Genomic DNA, 2,584 nt, shown 5'->3' with positions numbered 1-2,584 from the left:
GGCCTCCGTCATCCCGGCGGACGCCGGGATCTCTGCCGCAACTCGTCCGTCACCCTGAGATCCCGGGGCAAGCCCGGGATGACGAGAAGTCGCCTCGGCACCAGGAGCCGCCTCGTCACGAGGGGGCGCGAAGAGGTCGCCGAGCAGGTCGTCCTTCTCGGTCTCGATCCAGGCGATCGGCTGGCCGACCGGCACCTGCTCGCCGGACTGGGCGAGGATCTCTACCAGGGTGCCGTCGCAGGTCGACTCGACGTCCATGTCGACCTTGTCGGTGGTCACCACCACCACGGCGTCACCGTCGGTGACCGGCCCGCCGACCTCGACCAGCCACTCCTCGACGGTGCCGAACTCCATCGTCATCGACATCTTCGGCATCAACAGCGGGACTCGGGGCATCGTTCACCACTCCCCGACCAGCGCGGACGCCGCGGCGACGATGTCCTCGACCTGCGGGACGGTGGCCCGCTCCAGCTTCGGGCTGTAGGGAATCGGGGTGTCCAGGCCGCAGAGCCGCCGGATCGGCGCCTGCAGGTCGCCGAACACCTCCGATTCGGCGATGCTGGCCGACACCTCGGCCATGAAGCCGCCGGTCTTGGCGGCCTCCTGCACCAGCAGCACCCGTCCGGTCCGGGACACCGAACCCAGGATCAGGTCGACGTCCAACGGCTTGATGGTGCGAGGGTCGATCACTTCGGCGCTGATCCCGGACGCGGCCAGCTGCTCGGCAGCCTCCAGCGAGCGCTGCACCTCGACCGAGGTGGCCACGATGGTCAGATCGGTGCCGGCGCGGGCGATCGTGCCCTCGCCCAGGTACGCCCTGGGAAACTCCTCGGGCACTTCGAAGGTCTGCTTGTAGAGCAGCTTGTGCTCCAGCACCAGCACCGGGTTGGGATCCTCCAGGGCGGCCAGCAGCAGCGAGCCGGCGTCCGTCGCGTTGGACGGCATCACCACCTTGAGCCCGGGGATGTGCGCGAACCACGCCTCCAGAGACTGGCTGTGCTGAGCGGCGGCACCGGTCCCGGAGCCACCCGGCGCCCGGATCACCAACGGGACGTCGGCCTGCCCGCCGACCATGAAGTGCAGCTTGGCGGCCTGGTTCACCACCTGGTCCATGGCCTGGCAGAGGAAGTCGGAGAACTGGATCTCGACGATCGGCCGCATCCCGGTGAGCGCCGCACCGACGCCCATGCCGACGATGCCCAGCTCGGAGATGGTGGTGTCCCGAACCCGGTCGGTGCCGAAGCGTTGGTACAGGTCGTTGCTGACGCCGAACGCGCCGCCGTAGACGCCGACGTCCTCACCCATCAGGAAGACCCGGTCGTCGTCGGTCATCGCCTGCGCCATCGCCTCGCGGACGGCCTCGGCGTAGGTCATGCTGCGGGTGCCGCTCATGCCCGGGCCTCCACCGGACGGGCGTCCACCGGGGACGGCGCGTAGACGCCGGCCAGCATCGCCTCTACCGTCGGCTCCTCGCCCTGGGTGCCGAACCGGACGGCCTCACGGATCTCGCTGCGCACCTGATCGGACACCTGGTTCAGCTCCTCCTGTGTGACGGTGCCGCGCTCCAGCAGGACGTCGGCGTAGGCCGCGATCGGGTCGTCGGCGCGCCACTGCGCGATCTCTTCGCGGGTGCGGTACAGGTTCTTGTCGGACTTGGAATGGCCGCGCCAGCGGTAGGTGAGCGCCTCGATGAAGGTCGGCCCGTCACCGGCCCGGGCCCGCTGCACAGCCCGGCTGACCGCCTCGAAGACCGCCTCGACGTCGTTGCCGTCCACGGTCTCGCCCGGGACGCCGTAGCCGGCGGCCTTGTCGCTCATGTGCTCGACCTTGAATGCCTTCTCGCTGGACATCGACATGCCGTACTTGTTGTTCTCGCAGATGAACACCACCGGCAGGCTCCACATCGACGCCAGGGTGAGTGCCTCGTGCCAGGCGCCCTCGCCGACCGCGCCGTCGCCGTGGAAGCACAGGCAGACCTGGTCGGTGCCGCGCAGCTGGTTGCTCAGCGCCGCGCCCGCCGCGATCGGCGGTCCGCCGGCGACGATGCCGTTGGCGCCCAGGTTGCCGGTGGCGACGTCCGCGATGTGCATCGAGCCGCCGCGGCCCCGGCAGTAGCCGTTGTCGCGGGCCAGCAGTTCGGCCATCGACCGGCCCAGGTCGGCGCCCTTGGCGATGCAATGCCCGTGCCCGCGGTGCGTCGAGGTGATCTGGTCGCCCTCGCTCAACGCCGCGCAGGCACCGGTCGGCACCGCCTCCTGACCGATGGACAGGTGCATGGTGCCGTGCATCATGCCCCGTCCGTAGAGGTCTTCGACCGCCTCCTCGAAAAGGCGGATCCGCCACATCGTCCGATACGCGTCAAGCGCATCCAGCTGCCCTGCTGCCATGCCGGAACCCTAAGTCCGCAGACGCACTATGTGCAAGACTCTGCGCACACTGAATCTTTTTGCAGTTCTGAGGGCCGCCTCATCCCGAGCTCCGCCCCGAGATCTCCCCGCGCACTTCCCGCGCAGGGACGGACGGCAGAGATCCCGGCTGAGATCCCGGCATTCGCTGGGATGACGGAGTGGGCTGGGATGACGGA

General features: G+C 69.3%; 3 protein-coding genes. All 3 read right to left on the bottom strand.

The genetic code is table 11. The annotated features are described in order from the left end of the window. Positions 1-396: biotin/lipoyl-containing protein (locus Q0066_RS17405; protein WP_298135290.1), on the bottom strand; the 396-nt coding region annotated here is incomplete at its 3' end. 3 nt (positions 397-399) lie between these two features. Beyond that, complete coding sequence (locus tag Q0066_RS17400) at positions 400-1,392, bottom strand: alpha-ketoacid dehydrogenase subunit beta (protein ID WP_298135288.1); 993 nt, start codon at positions 1,390-1,392, stop codon at positions 400-402. After that, the gene (locus Q0066_RS17395) at positions 1,389-2,387 is read right to left on the bottom strand and encodes a thiamine pyrophosphate-dependent dehydrogenase E1 component subunit alpha (RefSeq protein WP_298135286.1); all 999 of its coding nucleotides are present in this window, start codon (positions 2,385-2,387) and stop codon (positions 1,389-1,391) included. Before Q0066_RS17395 ends, Q0066_RS17400 begins: the two co-directional genes overlap by 4 nt. Positions 2,388-2,584 lie beyond the last annotated feature (197 nt).

This window comes from Micropruina sp. (assembly GCF_027492755.1).
GTDB lineage: Bacteria > Actinomycetota > Actinomycetes > Propionibacteriales > Propionibacteriaceae > Micropruina.
Note: the sequence above shows the minus strand (reverse complement) of the source record. Positions and strands in the feature narration are given on the sequence as shown.